The 14,399-nt window shown below is 75.1% G+C and carries 11 protein-coding genes; 8 read left to right on the forward strand and 3 right to left on the reverse strand.

The window, feature by feature from the left end; genetic code table 11:
- Nucleotides 1-261 precede the first annotated feature (261 nt).
- On the forward strand, nt 262-1,320 hold the full coding sequence (locus tag SNR22_RS16665) for a glycosyltransferase (RefSeq protein ID WP_320067676.1): 1,059 nt from the start codon (nt 262-264) through the stop codon (nt 1,318-1,320).
- Between the two features lie 57 nt (nt 1,321-1,377).
- Here the strand turns inward: SNR22_RS16665 and SNR22_RS16670 are convergent, their stop codons facing one another.
- Nucleotides 1,378-2,943: a serine/threonine-protein kinase gene (locus SNR22_RS16670; protein ID WP_320067501.1), complete on the reverse strand. Its 1,566-nt coding sequence runs from the start codon at nt 2,941-2,943 to the stop codon at nt 1,378-1,380.
- 154 nt (nt 2,944-3,097) lie between these two features.
- Between SNR22_RS16670 and SNR22_RS16675 the strand changes: the two genes are divergently transcribed.
- From SNR22_RS16675 to SNR22_RS16705, 7 genes are all read left to right on the forward strand, one after another.
- Nucleotides 3,098-3,931: a patatin-like phospholipase family protein gene (locus SNR22_RS16675; protein WP_320067502.1), complete on the forward strand. Its 834-nt coding sequence runs from the start codon at nt 3,098-3,100 to the stop codon at nt 3,929-3,931.
- Entirely contained in the window at nt 3,931-4,953 is a 1,023-nt protein-coding gene (locus SNR22_RS16680; RefSeq protein ID WP_320067503.1) for a 1-acyl-sn-glycerol-3-phosphate acyltransferase, read from the forward strand. The genes SNR22_RS16675 and SNR22_RS16680 overlap by 1 nt, the downstream gene beginning before the upstream one ends.
- Before the next feature lie 9 nt (nt 4,954-4,962).
- Nucleotides 4,963-5,283, forward strand: coding sequence for a divalent-cation tolerance protein CutA (gene cutA, locus SNR22_RS16685; protein WP_320067504.1), 321 nt, complete (start codon nt 4,963-4,965; stop codon nt 5,281-5,283).
- Nucleotides 5,284-5,330: 47 nt separating this feature from the next.
- Nucleotides 5,331-8,993, forward strand: a complete 3,663-nt coding sequence (locus SNR22_RS16690) for an SCO7613 C-terminal domain-containing membrane protein (protein WP_320067505.1) — start codon at nt 5,331-5,333, stop codon at nt 8,991-8,993.
- 142 nt (nt 8,994-9,135) lie between these two features.
- Complete coding sequence (locus SNR22_RS16695) at nt 9,136-10,185, forward strand: acyl-CoA desaturase (RefSeq protein ID WP_320067506.1); 1,050 nt, start codon at nt 9,136-9,138, stop codon at nt 10,183-10,185.
- 130 nt (nt 10,186-10,315) lie between these two features.
- Nucleotides 10,316-10,609, forward strand: a complete 294-nt coding sequence (locus tag SNR22_RS16700; protein WP_320067507.1) for a 4a-hydroxytetrahydrobiopterin dehydratase — start codon at nt 10,316-10,318, stop codon at nt 10,607-10,609.
- Nucleotides 10,606-11,754: an FHA domain-containing protein gene (locus SNR22_RS16705; RefSeq protein WP_320067508.1), complete on the forward strand. Its 1,149-nt coding sequence runs from the start codon at nt 10,606-10,608 to the stop codon at nt 11,752-11,754. Before SNR22_RS16700 ends, SNR22_RS16705 begins: the two co-directional genes overlap by 4 nt.
- Before the next feature lie 79 nt (nt 11,755-11,833).
- On the opposite strand, the gene rocD is transcribed toward SNR22_RS16705, so the two are convergent.
- The gene (rocD, locus tag SNR22_RS16710; protein ID WP_320067677.1) at nt 11,834-13,048 is read right to left on the reverse strand and encodes an ornithine--oxo-acid transaminase; all 1,215 of its coding nucleotides are present in this window, start codon (nt 13,046-13,048) and stop codon (nt 11,834-11,836) included.
- Complete coding sequence (gene ddaH, locus SNR22_RS16715; RefSeq protein WP_320067678.1) at nt 13,048-13,863, reverse strand: dimethylargininase; 816 nt, start codon at nt 13,861-13,863, stop codon at nt 13,048-13,050. Before ddaH ends, rocD begins: the two co-directional genes overlap by 1 nt.
- Between the last annotated feature and the right edge of the window lie 536 nt (nt 13,864-14,399).

Below are 14,399 nucleotides of genomic sequence, written 5' to 3' on the forward strand. Positions count from 1 at the left end.
CCTGAGGGGCGGCGGGTGGCGGAGCCAAGGGGGTTGGCTCCGTCGCCCGCCGCCCATTTCCTGTTCCACCCCGGTGCGCGTTCCCACCCCATCCGGGTGAGCCGGTCTCACCCCGAGCTGGCGCTCGGCCGGCCCCGGTCCGTCCGTTTGACCGCGGCCCGGCCGGGAAGGCGTCCTGCGCACAGGGACCAACGGGGAGGACTCGTGGCTGTGAACCACCCGCCGTCCGACCGATCGGGGGAGCGGCCGTTGCGGATCGCGATGGTCGTCCCACCGTGGTTGTCCGTGCCGCCACCCGGCTACGGCGGGCTGGAGCAGGTCGTCGCCGGGCTGGTCGACGCGCTGGTCGGACGCGGGCACACGGTGACCCTCTTCGGGGCCGGCCCCCACCACGGCACCCGGGGCAGCTACGTCACCACCTGCCCGGACATCCAGTACGACCGGCTCGGCGAGTCGCTGCCCGAACTGGCCCACCTGGCCCAGGTCAGGCACCTCATCGGCCCGGCGGACTTCGATGTCGTGCACGACCACACCACGATCGGGCCGCTGGTCGCCGGCCGCCGGGCGGTGCCCACCGTGGCAACCGTGCACGGAAACCCGGTCGGCGAGTACGGAATCGTGCTCAGCGACACCGACCGCGGGGTCGGCCTGGTCGCCATCTCGCACACCCAACGTCGGCTGAACCAGGTGCTGCCCTGGGTCGGCACCGTGCACAACGCCCTGGATGTCGTCGACGTCCCGCACAAGACCGAGCCGGGCCGTGGGCCCGTGCTCTGGCTGGCCCGGTTCAGCCCGGACAAGGGCCCGGACCTGGCGATCCGGGCGTGCCGGGCGGCCGGCCTGCCGCTGATCCTCGCCGGCAAGTGCAACGAGCCCGCCGAGCGCCGGTACTACGAGCAGGTGGTCGCGCCGATGGTCGACGAGGACGTCACCGTGGTGCTCAACGCCGACCGGGACGCCGCCCTACGGATGCTCGTCGACGCCCGCTGCCTGATCATGCCGATCCAGTGGGACGAACCGTTCGGCATGGTGATCCTGGAAGCGATGGCGACCGGCACACCCGTGGTGGCGCTCAACCGGGGCGCGGTGCCGGAACTGGTCCTCCCCGGCGTGACCGGGCTGGTCTGCGGTCGCCCCGACGACCTGCCCGACGCGCTGCGCCAGGCCGGCGGCCTGGATCCGGCGGCATGCGTGGCACACGTGGCGGAGAACTTCTCCACCCCTCGGATGGCCCTGGGCTACGAGGCGGCGTACCGGGACTTCCTCAGCGCAGGCGCACCCGCCGCGGCCGGCCGGCCCGTCTCGGTCGCCGCCCGCTGACCCGGGCGTCCCGGCCCGTGCGCTGACCCTGGGCGTCGACTGCCCCGAGCCGTCGGGTCAGACCCTGGCCGCGCCGAGCTGCTGGAACGCCACGTCGAGCTGACGGGCGTATGCGGGGGTGATGCTGCCCTCGCGCTGCCGGTCGGCGACTTTGTCCCGGGCCCGCTGCGCCGCCAGCGCCAGGTCGCCCCGGCCGCTCGCGGCGGTGGCATGGCCCAGCAGGTTGCGCAGGTCGGTGCCGACGTCGACGCGGATCCCGCCGTCGGCCACCCCCGTGTCGATGAGCTGGCCGATCAGGTTGGCCGCCTCGGTCAGACTGCGGCCCTGCGTCGTCGGCGGCGGCGCCGTCGTCGCCGTCGAGGTGGGCCGGAGTTGGCTGGGTGCCGGGGACGTGTCGGCCGGCCCGCTCGGTGAGGGGGCCGCAGTGGCGGTCCTGACCGGCGCTGACTGCGTATTCACCGGCGCGGCGGGCGTCGGCGCGGCCCGGGGCGGCGGTGGGGCCGGGTCCGGAATCAGCGTCGGAACGAGCAGCGCCAGCCCGGCGACCACCACGACGGCCACCGCGACCACCGGCACCGGCCAGCGACGACCGGGTCGGGCGTGTCGCCGCCCGGACCCGGCCGGCGGGGCCGCCGTATCCGCCATCGGCCCGACCGGTACGGCCGCACCCGGGGCGACCGGCGTGCCGGCCGTGTCGCCCGGTCCCGGGGCCACGGCGAGCGGGGCCGGCGGGCCGACGATCGTCGGCAGGGTCACGGTCGGGGAGAGCATGGTGGCGGCCTGCGGGTCGGCCGGCAGGAGCTGGTCGCGCAGCACGAGGGCCACCTGGTGGGCGGTGGGCCGGTCCCGTGGCTCGCGGGACAGGCAGCGCAGGCAGGTGCGGGCCACCTCGGTCGGCAGACCCGGCACCTCCAGCGGGGGAGGGGCAACGCCGGTCCCCAGCGCCACGCCGAGCTGCTCCCAGGTGTCCGCCGGGTACGGCACCCGCCCGGTCAACATCTCGTACAGCAGCACCCCGAGGGAGTAGATGTCGGTGGCGGGCTGTGCCGGTGCGCCGTCCAGCCGCTCCGGGGCGACGTACGCGGGCGTGCCGAAGGTGCCGCCGTCCTCGTCCTCGTCCGGGGCGCCGATGTGGGTGGCGATGCCGAAGTCCAGCACCTTGGCGCCGACCGGGGTCATCATCACGTTGGCCGGGGTGATGTCCCGGTGCACGATGCCGAGCCGGTGCGCCGCCGCCAGTGCCTCCGCCACCTGGGCGCCGATCTCCACCGCGTCCGGCCAGGGCAGCGGCCCCTCGGTCAGCCGGTACTCCAACTCCTCCCCGCTGAGCAGCTCCATCACGACGAACGAGGTGATGCTGCCGTCCGGGGCGAGCGTCTCGCCGTAGTCGTGCACCGAGGTCACGTGCGGGTGGACGAGCTGCGCGGCGGAGCGCGCCTCCTCACGGACCATGCCGCGGAACCGGGCGTCAGCGGCCAGGGACGGTGCGAGCACCTTGACCGCGATCGTCCGGTCGAGCACCTCGTCCCGGGCCCGCCAGATCACCGACATGCCGCCGGCCCCGATCTGGTCGATGAGCCGGTACCTGCGGGCCAGCAGTGCGCCGGGGTGCAGTGTTGCCATCACGGGTCACACCTGTCTGGAGGTCGGGGCCGTATCAGGTTGCGCGAATGTGTCCGGCATGTCAACGGCCGTCCGGTCCCAGCCGACGGCCCCCCGAACAGCGCGGGGCGGGCGGGGGACGGCCGACGGGACGCCCCGTGCCAGGATGAACGGCATGGTCAGCGGTCCGGTGGCGTTCGTGCTCGGCGGCGGGGGAGTCCTCGGCGCGGTCGAGGTGGGCATGCTGCGTGCCCTGTTCCGCGCCGACATCCGGCCCGACCTGGTGCTCGGCACGTCGATCGGCGCGGTGAACGGTGCCCTCGTGGCCGCCGACCCGACCGAGGCGGTCACCGACCGGCTGGTCCGGCTCTGGTCCTCGCCCGAGGCCAGCGAGGTGTACGGCGACTCGATGGCCCGTCAGCTGCGCCGCTTCGCCGCCCGTACCCACCTGCACTCGCCCCGGCCGTTGCGCCGGCTGCTGGAGGCGGAGTTGGGCGAGATGACCACGTTCGCCGACCTGCGGGTGCCGTTCCGTTGCTGCGCGGCGAACATCGAGCGGGCCGCCGAGCACTGGTTCGACAGCGGGCCGTTGGTGCCGGCCGTGCTCGCCTCCGCCTCGGTGCCGGGGCTGCTTCCGCCGACCGAGCTCGACGGGCAGCACTACATCGACGGGGGGATCGTCAACTCCATCCCGATCGGCGAGGCGGTCGCCGCCGGGGCACGGCAGGTCTTCGTCCTCCAGGTGGGCCGCATCGAGCGGGAGTTGACCCCGCCGCGGCGACCCTGGGAGGTGGCCCAGGTCGCGTTCGAGATCGCCCGCCGGCACCGGTTCGCCCGGGAGATGGCGGCGCTGCCCGAGGGGGTGCAGGTGCACGTGCTGCCCGCAGGCGGGCTGGAACCGCGCGACGACAGCCCGTGGGCGTACCGCGACATGGCTGCGGTGGGGCGGCGGATCAGCCGCGCGTACACCGCCTCCCGCCGCTACCTGGCCACCAACCTGGAACGCTGATGCCGCTGCCGCCTCGGTGGGTCCGCCGACTGCTGCTGGCACCCGGCGTGGTGCTGCTCGCCGTCCTGGTCGTGACCACCCTGCCGGTCTGGGCGCTCGGCGCGCTGGTGCTCTCCCCGCTGGTCCCGGGCCGGCTCCGGCCGCTGCGCCTGATCTGGATCGGCTGCGTCTACCTGGTCTGGGACGCGGCGGCGCTGCTCGCCCTCTTCGCCCTCTGGCTGGCCTCGGGCCTCGGGGTGTGGAAGCGGACACCGGCCTTCCAGCGGGCGCACTACGTGCTCGCCGGCCACTTCCTGCGGGTGTTCTTCTGGCAGGCCCGGTGGACGCTGCGGCTGAGCATCGACGTGGTCGGCACCGACCCGGACACGGCGCTGCCCGGCCGGCCCGAGCTGGTGCTCTGCCGGCACGCCGGGCCCGGCGATTCGTTCATCCTGATCCACGCGCTGGTCAACTGGTTCCACCGGGAACCCCGGATCGTGCTCAAGGAGAGCCTCCAGTGGGACCCGGCGATCGACGTGTTGCTCAACCGCCTGCCGAGCCGGTTCATCGCGCCGGCGGCGGACCGGCAGGAGTCGGTGACCGCCCAGATCGGGCACCTCGCCACCGGGCTGGACGACGACGACGCGTTCGTGATCTTTCCGGAGGGTGGCAACTTCACCCCGCGCCGCCGGCTGCGGGCCATCGCCCGGCTCCGCTCCCTCGGCCTGGAGCGGATGGCGCTGCGGGCGGAACGGATGCGGCACGTGCTCGCCCCGCAGCCCGGCGGGCTGCTCGCCGCCCTGGACGCCGCCCCGGACGCCGGCGTGATCTTCGTGGCGCACACCGGTCTGGACCGGATGCTCACCGTCGCCGACGTCTGGCGGGAGCTGCCGATGGACAAGCGGATCGTGATGCGGTTCTGGTCCGTACCGCCCGAGGGGATCCCCGCCGGTAAGCAGGAGCGCATCGACTGGCTCTTCGACTGGTGGGCGCGGATCGACGAGTGGGTCGCAGCCCACCACGACGGCGTCGACGCCGCGTAGGGTGCGCTCGTGGAGCAGATCAGCGTGGTGACGACCGTGGTGGACAGCCGCTCGGTGGCGGACCTGTTGGCGGCCGCCGCGGTCGCCGGCCGGCTCGCCGCCTGCGCGCAGGTGGGCGGCCAGGTGGACAGCACCTACTGGTGGCGGTCCGCGGTGGAGACGAACTCGGAGTGGTCGGTGCTGTTCAAGACCGCGCCGGACCGGGTGACGGCGCTGGTCGACCAGATCCGCGCCAACCACCCGTACGAGGTGCCGGAGATCCTGGTGACCCGGACGGAGAGCGGCAACCCCGACTACTCGGGCTGGGTGCACGAGCAGACCCGTCCCTGAGTACGCGCACTCTGGGTGCGGTGGACCACGGTCACCATGATGGCCGGGTGGACACGATTGGCTACCCCTGCCCGGGGTGCGGCACCCTCGCCGACCTGAGCGTCGGCTGCCGCCGCTGCGGCCGGGCACCCGATCCAGCCGCCGCCGAGGTGATCCGGCTCGGCCGGGAGATCGTCGCGCTCACCGGGCGCGCAGAGCAGGCCCGCCGGGCGTACCTCGAACTGGCCGCAGCGGTGCGCTCGGCGCAGGCCCGCCGGGCGGAGCTGGCGGCCCGGGTGCGGGCGGCGACCCCGGTCGGGATGCCCGGCCCGGCCGGCCCGGTGCCATTTGGGCCCGCCCCCGGTGTTCCGGTCGTCCCCGCCCGGTCCGTGTCGGGTCCGGCGGTGCGGGTCCCCGGCCCGGCGCCGTCCGCGCCGCCCGTCCCGATCGGCGGTGCGGAGACCTCCACCCGGACGGTGCAGGGCCTGCTCTTCGTCCTTGGTGGCCTGCTGCTCGGCACCGCGGCGGTGGTCTTCACTGCGGTCGCCTGGGCCGCCGTGGGGATCGTCGGCCGGGCGCTGATCCTGTGCGCGTTCACCGCGCTCGTCCTGGCCGTGCCGCCGGTGGTGGCCCGGCGCGGGCTGCGCGGCACCGCGGAGACGTTCGCCGCGGTGGGGCTGCTGCTGGTGGTGCTCGACGGGTACGCCGCCTGGTCGGTGGACCTGTTCGGGGTGGCCGGCTGGTCGCAGGCCCGCTACGCCGCGCTGGTCGGGGGGGCCAGCGCGGCGCTGGCGGCCGGCTACGGTCGGCTGACCCGTCTCGCCGTGCCGTGGTTCGCGGCGCTGCTCGTCGTGCAGCCGGTGCTGCCCCTGCTCGCCGCCCCGGCCCGCCCGTCGGGGACCGGGTGGACGCTGGTCTTCCTCGGCGTCGCCGCGCTGAACCTGGCCGTGGTCGCCGCCCTGCGCGGCCGGGGCCCGGCGTCGGCGAGAACGCCGGTCCCGGTGGGCGGGCCGGCTGCGGTGGGAGCACCGCCGCCGGTGGGCGCGACGACGACCGCCGGGGGGTCGGCCGTCGTCGCGGGGCGGGTGCTGTCCTGGCTGGGCCACGGTGTGGCACTGGCCGTGGCGGCGGGGTACGCGCTGGCACCGCTGGCCCTGGGTCGGGCCGTCGGCTCGCCGCTGCTGGCCGGGGCACCGCTGCTGCTGGTGTCGCTCACGCTGCTCGGCGCGGCGCTGGTCGCCGGCGGCCGGGCGTTCCGGGCCGTCGCGGCCGGCGCGGTGGTCCCGGTGCTCGCCCTGGCGCTGCTGCGCCCGGTGGCGGAACTGCGCGCGGGGTGGATGACGGTGGCGACGGCGCTGATCGCGCTCGCGCTGGCCGGCGCGGTCCGGCTGCTGCCCCGCCGGGTCGGGTCCGGCCCGCACCGGGGCGCCCTGGTGGTGGCCGCCGGGTCGGCCCACATCGCCGTGTTCGCCGCCGCCGTCGTCGGCGGGGTCGTGGCGCGTCGGGCGCTGCCACCCTGGCAGGGCGTCGACGCCGGCCCGGACCTGCCGTGGGGGTGGCAGGTCCCGGTCGCGGTGGCAATGTCGGCCGTGGCGCTGGCGGCGCTGCTGCCCCGGGTGCTGTGGCGGGTCATCGGGGCGGTCGCGGTCGCGGTCGGCACGCTCGCCGTCGGGGGCGTCGGGCCGGTGCCGTGGCCGGTGGTTCCGGCCGTCGACCTGGTCGTCGGCGCGGCGCTGCTGTTCCTCGCCGGCGCCCGGGCCCGGCCCTGGTGGGAGGTGCTGACGTCGGCGGTCGCCGGCGCGGTGCTGGTCGGGCACGCACTCCTGATCGGCCTGGCCACCCCGGCGGGGGAGGCGGCGTTGCTCGGCGCGGTCGCATTGCTCGGGGCGGCGGTCGCCGGGCGGGCTCGGGGGGCCACCGGCGTGGGCCGGGGAGTCGCCGGGACGGCCTTGGCCGCCGCGCTGCTGGCCGCTCCCACGGCCGTGACCGTCGCGGTCTTCGCGGCCGGGGCGGCACCCTGGTGGCAGACCCGGGCCGCCCTGGCCGCCGTCGGGCTGCCGCTGGTCGCCCTGCTCGCGGTCCGTCGCCGCTGGCCGGAACTGACCGGGTACGCCTCGACCGCCTTCGCCGTCGGGGCCGTGCTGGGCGGGCTCGCGCCGCTGGTCGTACGTTCCGACGAGCCGGTGGCGCTCTACGCCGCGCTGGCCGTGCTGCTGACGGTGTTCGCCGGGCCGGGTGCCCGCCCGACGGGCGCGCCCCTCGTCACCGGCCTCGGGCTGCTCGTCATCGCGCTTCTCGCCGCGACCCCGGTGATCGTGGTGGCGCTGGTCGCCCCGTACGGCGAGCCCGCTGCGCCCTGGTCCGGCGCGCCGAGCGGCGCAACGCTCTCCGGAGCCACCGCGACCGGCGTGGCCCTGTTGGTGCTCACCCTGGTGGCCGCGCTGGTGGGCCGGACGGTCGGCCCGCAGCCGCCCAATCCCCCGATCCCCTCGGCGACGACGCGACACCCGGCCGACGCTCACGCCGCCGGCGGGCGCCCGCTGCCGGTGGCGGCCGGTCGGGACGGGCCGCAGGCCGCCGGCGGGCACCCGCTGCCGGACCCGCTCGGCGCGTTGCTGGCCGCGCTGCCGTTCGCCGCGGCGGCGCTGCCGGTGCTGCTGGTTGCCGCCGGCGCGCCGTGGCCGGTGGTGCCGGCGTTCCTCCTGTTCATGGGGCTGGCCGCGCTGCTGGCCGCCGCCCTGGCCGCGCCCAGGCGGCTGCTCGTCCCGGTCACCGCTCCGGTGGGGCTGGTGGGCACCGTGTTCGGGCTGATCGGGCTGCTGGCCACCCGCGCCGGTACCCTCACCGGCCTCGGTGCCGTGGTGGTGGTGGCAGTGGTGGTTGCCGTCGCCGGCCGGGTGGGTCAGGTCCGGCTGGGCGGCGCCCTGGTGGCGGTCGGCGCGGCGACCGGGTTCGCGATCACCGCCGCGCTGGCGGCGAGCCTGCCACTGCGCTCGGCCTCGTTCGCCGTGCTGGCCGTGGCGGTGCTGGCCCTGGCCGCCGCAGCCCTGAAGGCCGGGCGTGATCCGGCCCGGGATTCGGCGCTGGACGGCGCCGCCCAGGCCGTCGCCCTGCTCGCGGTGCTGCTGGCCGGCGGGTCGCCCCGGCACGCCGCCGCCGGCTGCGTTCTCTGGGGAGCCGCCGTGGGGTTGCGGCTGCTGCGGCGGGGCGAGTCGACCGGGCGGCGGTGGGCGTTCGCGGTCGTCGCCGGGGGCAGCGAACTCCTCGGCACCTGGCTGCTGCTGAGCGCCGGCGGGGTGATGCTGCTGGAGGCGTACACCCTGCCGGCGGCGGTGCTCGCCCTGGCCGCCGGGGCGGTGGCGTTGCGTACCCGAACGGGCCTGAACAGCTGGCTCGCGCTCGGGCCGGGGCTGGCCGCCGGGCTGCTGCCCGGCCTGGTGTCGGTGTTGTTCGCGCCGGAACCGCAGCCCTGGCGGCGGCTGCTGCTCGGGGCTGGCGCCCTGGTCGCGGTGCTGGCCGGGGCGGGCCGCCGCTGGCAGGCGCCGGTGCTGCTCGGCGGGGCCACCCTGGCCCTGCTCGCGCTGCATGAGTTGGCCCGCAACTGGGACCTGCTGCCCCGCTGGATCTTCCTGGCGGTCGGCGGCCTGGCATTGATCGGCCTGGCCACCACGTACGAGCGGCGTCGGCGCGACCTGGCCCGGCTGCGCGCGGCGGTCGGCCGGATGGGATGAGTGGTGAAGCCAGGGCCGGGGTGGGCGAAGTTTGCCCCGTAAGGGGATTTTCCGGGGTGACTCGCCGTTGCCGATTGCCGCAGACTCGACCCGAGGGCGCGCCGACCGGCGTGACCCGTGAGCCAAGACACGGGGAGCCCTCATGGTGCACACAGCGGCAGTGGACCGACAGACCCAGCGGGGCAGCGACTACGCCCAGCTGTCCCGGCGGATCGGCCAGGCGGCCCTGCTCGACCGGCGGCCCGGCGGGTACGCGGTCCGGATCGGCCTGACCGTGGCCGCCTTCGTCGCCGGCTGGGCGGTGGTGCCGCTGGTCGGCGACTCGTGGTGGCAGCTCGCCGTCGCGGCCGGCCTCGCGGTGGCGACCACCCAGGTGGCGTTCCTCGGCCACGACGCCGGGCACCGGCAGGTGTTCCGCCGCCGTGGGGCCAGTGAGGTGGCCGGGCTGCTCGCCGGCAACCTGGCGGTCGGGCTCAGCTACGGCTGGTGGGTCGACAAGCACAACCGCCACCACGCCAACCCCAACCACGCCGACGAGGACCCGGACGTCGGGGCCGGGGCGCTGGTCTGGACGTACGAGCAGGTTGCTCAGACCCGGGGCTTCGGCCGCTGGCTGGCCCGGCGACAGGCGTGGCTGTTCTTCCCGATGCTGCTGCTGGAGGGGCTGGCCCTGCACGTGTCGAGCGTGCGGGCGCTGATCGGCCGGGGGCCGGACGGCCGGTACGTCACCCCGATGCGGCACCGCGCCGTCGAGGGGCTGCTGCTCGCGTTGCACGCCGTCGGCTACCTCGGCCTGATCTTCGCGGTGCTGCCGCCGGGGAAGGCACTGGCGTTCATCGCCGTCCACCAGGGATTGTGGGGTCTCTACATGGGCTGCGCGTTCGCCCCGAACCACAAGGGCATGCCGATGCCGACGGCCGGCGACAACCTCGACTTCCTGCGCAAGCAGGTGCTCACCGCGCGCAACGTCCGGGGCGGCTGGTTCATCGACGTCGCGCTCGGCGGGCTGAACTACCAGATCGAGCACCACCTGTTCCCGAACATGCCCCGGGGGAACCTGCGCCGGGCCCAGCCGATCGTGCAGGCGTACTGCGCCGAGCGCAGCCTGCCGTACGCGGAGACAGGGCTGTTCGAGTCGTACCGGCAGGCGCTCGCCCACCTGCACGAGGTGGGGCGATCGCTGCGCAGCTGAACGCCGGCCGGACGCCGCCCCGCTCCGTCGCTGGGTCCGTTCCGGTCCGCCCGTCCGTTCCGGTCACCGCCGAGACCGGGGAGGGCGAGCGTCGACGGAGCCCGGTGACCCCTGACGGTAGGGTTCGGGCATGGCAGACGTGCTCACCGCGGAGGCGGTGCGAGACGAGCTGGGCGGGCTGGCGGCCTGGACGGGAACCCCGGCCGGGATCAGCCGCACCGCCGAGCTGGGCAGCTTCCCGGCCGCCATCGCGGTGGTCGACCGGGTCGCCGAGGTGGCCGAGGAGCTTGACCACCACCCCGACATCGACATCCGGTGGCGGACCCTCACCTTCCGCTGCGTCACCCACTCGGCCGGTGGGGTCACCCACCGTGACCTGGAGTTGGCGCGGCGGATCGACGACATCGTCCGGAGTGCCCGATGAGATTCGAGATCAGTAAGGTGCTCGACGCCATCGAGGGGCGGGTCTGCACCGATCCTTCGCTGGCTCGGGCTGTCCTCGACCTGGCCGAGGTGATTCGTTACCAGGACCTCGACAGCGGCCGGCCGGCGAACCTGCTGCGGCTCGGCATGGTGATCGACGCGCTCGCCCGCGAGCTGGAAGAGGACAGCGTCCCGGTCTACGCCATCGTGCACCGGGCGTTGCTCTCCGACGCCGACCTGACGTCCAACGAGCGGATGGTGGTCCGCCGTTGGGCCGATGACGGCCTGGTGGAGGTGCTGGACAACCCGGGCGACCGGATGCTGGAGCTCGCCGACCTGCTCGGGCTGCCGGTGCTCAGTCGGGCCCGCCTGGACGGCCTGCGCAACCGGTTTCCGTGGGTGGCCGATCAGCCCGGTCGGGTGCTGGCCCCGGTGCCCGGCGCGGGCGGGCCGGTGTTCATCGCCCACGTCGGCGGTGGCAACGTGCCGGTCGCCGGCACCCGTTCGGCGACCGGTACGAAGCTGCTCGCCCGGCAGTGGCGCTGCCCCGAGCCGGGCTGCGCCCTGTTCGCCGGCGGCGGGGGCGGCGGGGCGTTCGCCGACCTGCGGGTGGATCGGGCCCCGGCCGGGCAGCCACCGCCCACGCTGCGTAACGGCGTGCCGACCTGCCCGCGGCACAACACCCGGCTCGGCGACGCCGGGCCGCGGCCGCGTACCGAGGTGCTGGCCGTGCGCGTCGGCGGGCTGATCCGCCGCCGATTCGTGCTCACCGAGGGGCAGGCGGTGCTGATCGGGCGCGCGCCGGAGCAGCAGGGCGGAATCACGCTCGGTCAGTGGCTCAACGACGAGGCGCGACGCTGGATCAGCCGCAGCCATGTCCAGTTCGAGCTGCGGGTCGGCGAGGTGATCGTCACGGACGTCAGCACCAATGGGTCGGGCATCCGCCCGTCCGGGTCGATGGCCGAGCCGGACCGGATCCCGCTGAAGCCGCAGCAGTCCCGGGTGCTCGCCGCCAACGACATGGTCGAGCTGTACCCGGGGGTGCAGATCGGCCGCGCCGACGAACTGCCGTCGGGCGCCCCGTTCACCCCCACGTCGGTGATGGCCGAGGCCCCCACCATGGCGATGCGCCTGCCCCGGGTCTGAGCAGGGCCGCCGAGGGCGGGCGAACAACGGCGGGCGCCGGGACCGTGGTCCCGACGCCCGCCGCCGTCGTACGAGAGAATCAGCCAGCCAGCACGGCGGCGAGCTGAGCCACCGCGTGGTCGATCTCCTCGGCGGTGATCACCAGCGGCGGTGCCAGCCGGAGCGTCGAGCCGTGGGTGTCCTTGGCCAGCACGCCCCGCTCCATCAGCCGCTCGCAGGCCTGCCGGCCGGTCATCAGCGCGGGATCGATGTCCAGGCCGGCCCAGAGCCCCCGCCCCCGGACGGCGACCAGCCCCTTGCCGATCAGCCCGCCCAGCCCGGCGTGCAGCCGCTCACCCAGCTCCGCCGAGCGGCGCTGGAACTCGCCGGTGGCCAGCAGCCGGACCACCTCGACCGCCACCGCGCAGGCCAGCGGGTTGCCGCCGAAGGTGGAGCCGTGCTGGCCCGGCTTCAGCACCCCCAGCACGTCGGCGTTCGCGGCGACCGCGGAGACCGGCACGATGCCGCCGCCGAGCGCCTTGCCCAGCAGGTACATGTCCGGCACCACGCCGTCCTGGTCGCAGGCGAAGGTGGCCCCGGTGCGGCCCAGGCCGGACTGAATCTCGTCGGCGACGAAGAGCACGTTCCGCTCGGTGCAGACCGCACGCACGCCCGGCAGATAACCCTCCGGCGGCACCACCACGCCCTGCTCGCCCTGGATCGGCTCCAGCAGCACGGCCACGGTGTTCTCGTCGATCGCTGCGGCCAGCGCGGCCAGGTCGCCGTAGGGAACCACGGTGAAGCCCGGGGTGTACGGCCCGAAGTCGGCGCGGGCATCCTCATCGGTGGAGAAGCTGACGATGGTGGTCGTCCGGCCGTGGAAGTTCCCCTCGGCCACCACGATGTTCGCCTGACCGGCCGGCACGCCCTTGACCTGGTAGCCCCACTTACGGGCCACCTTGATCCCGGTCTCCACCGCCTCCGCGCCGGTGTTCATCGGCAGGACCAGGTCCTTGCCGCACAGCTGCGCCAGCTCCCGGCAGAAGTCGGCGAACTGGTCGTGGACGAACGCCCGGCTGGTGAGGGTCAGCCGGTCGAGCTGCGCGTGCGCCGCGGCGATCAGCTGCGGGTGCCGGTGTCCGAAGTTGAGCGCGGAGTAGCCGGCGAGGCAGTCCAGGTAGCGCCGGCCGTCCACGTCGGTGAGCCAGGCGCCCTCGGCGGAGCTGATCACCACCGGCAGCGGGTGGTAGTTGTGCGCAGTGAAGCGCTCGGCGTCCCGGACCGCGCGCGGCGTCCGCAGCATGTCGTCCACGATCACTTGCTCGCCTTTCCCTGACGGAGCCGCAAGGTGCAGCATTTCGGTCCACCACCGGCCTTGCGCAGCTCGGACAGGTCGACGCCAATGGTTTCGTAGCCCCGGTCGCGCAGCTTCGCGGCCAGGCCGGTGGCCTGCTCGGGCAGCACCACGTGCCGACCGTCGCTGACCGCGTTCAGCCCCAGCACCTCCGCGTCGGCCATGGTGGCGTGGACGGCGTCCGGGAAGAGCCGGCGCAGCACGGCCCGGCTGCCCGGCGAGAACGCCTCCGGCAGGTACGCCACGGTCCGCTCGTCGAGCACGGTGAGCGCGGTGTCCAGGTGGTAGAAGCGCGGGTCGACCAGCTGCATGGTGACCACCGGGTAGCCGAAGACCTCCTGCAGCTGGGCGTGCGCGGCGTGCGCGGTGCGGAACCCGGTGCCGGCCAGCAGGACGTCGCCGGCCAGCAGGACGTCGCCCTCGCCCTCGTTGACGTGCTTCGGGTCGTACATGTCGAAGTCGGCGGCCTCGAACCAGGCCCGGTACGCGGGGGCCTCATCGGCGCGCTGCGGGTCGCGGAACTGCACGGCCATCGCGCGGCCGTCGATCACGGTGCCGCCGTTGGCAGCGAAGACCATGTCGGGCAGGCCGGGCACCGGGGTGATCTCGTCGACCGTGTGGCCCAGCTCGCGGTAGATCCCGCGCAGCCGCTCCCACTGCCGGATCGCCAGGTCGGCGTCGACCGGCCCGGTGGGGTCCATCCACGGATTGATCGCGTAGTCGACGGCGAAGTACGTCGGCCGGCACATCAGAAAGTGCTGGCTGATGGCGTCCATCGTCATTGTCCTGCTCCCAGGGGTCGGACGCGCCCCGGCCACCTTCGGCCCGCGGGGCTGGCGCCGTTGCCCAACCGTATGCGGCCGGTGGCAACGACATCCACCGGTGGAACTTGCGTCCACCGACCGATCATTGCGTATAGCAGGCATACCACGGCGATTCGTTGCGCATCACCGCCCCTTGACGGAACACCCCCACCCTCCCACCCCCACCCCTCGCACCCTCCCGCCCCCACCCCTCCCGCCCCACCCCTCGCACCTTCCCACCCCTCCCACCCCCACCCCTCGCACCTCCCACCCTCCCCGCCTCTCCCACCCCCCACCCTCCCCGCCTCTCCCGCCCCTCCCACGTCGCCCACGTCGCCCTCCCCGCGCCGATCTTGCAGTTTCGGCCCGGGCGAAAGACGCAAAACGGGCATTCTGGGGGCCCGAAGTGCAAGATCGCGAGGGCGAGGGCGGCGAGGGCGAGGGCGGGGGCGAGGGCGGCGAGGGCGAGGGCGGGGGCGAGGGCGGCGGGGGCGAGGGCGGGGGGCGGA

The sequence above is a fragment of the Micromonospora sp. RTGN7 genome (genome assembly GCF_033804645.1).
Lineage (GTDB): Bacteria > Actinomycetota > Actinomycetes > Mycobacteriales > Micromonosporaceae > Micromonospora.